A 653-nucleotide genomic window follows, 5' to 3' on the forward strand; every position below is an offset into this window, starting at 1 on the left:
CTCGTTAATCCTCGACTACTTTCGAAATTCGGTACATAGTTAATATGCAAATGCGGATTCGCTTCATCATCATGTAAAACCATGTTATAAACCGCTAGGTTTGGATTTCTCTCCTGAAATACCTCAGCATAACGCTTCAGCGCTTCCTTTTTCGCTTCCCTATACTTTGGGTCGTCTTTACCTTCCCCGATCGCTACAACCAGTTCTCGTTGCTCATGCGTCTTATCATCTTTATGTATTTTGTCATAGTAATCATCAATTTTACGATCATTCCGTTTTTGTTTCTCGTTATACTTGTCCACTGCTTCTTGAAAGACTTCCTTGTATACACTTCGGATATCTTTTTGAACAAAGTAAATATTCTCCTCTAACCTGGATGGATCGATACCAGGATTTCCGTGAATATTTTCTCTGTTATTATGACTCAATGAACTTTGGTGGGATTGATTAAATGAGATAGAACCCAACATAAAGTGCCACCACTTTCCCTAGATTAATTGATACCATCAGTCTAGCAAAGCGACGAAATGATGTCAATTAACGTAACCCTATACTTATTTTGACGCTAACGCATCAAAATCGATAGGGGTCTGCGACGCTTGTCGGCTTTGCCGAGCCATGCTTAGCATGGCAAAAACAAACCTTGGGCTTTG

1 protein-coding gene is annotated in these 653 nt (G+C 39.8%); it reads right to left on the bottom strand.

What is annotated here, in order from left to right:
* Positions 1-470 (bottom strand): plasmid recombination protein (locus tag PDL00_RS34690; protein ID WP_270733850.1); only part of this gene is annotated, 470 nt, incomplete at its 3' end.
* Between the last annotated feature and the right edge of the window lie 183 nt (positions 471-653).

Source organism: Bacillus cereus group sp. TH152-1LC (assembly GCF_027710505.1).
Lineage (GTDB): Bacteria > Bacillota > Bacilli > Bacillales > Bacillaceae_G > Bacillus_A > Bacillus_A mobilis.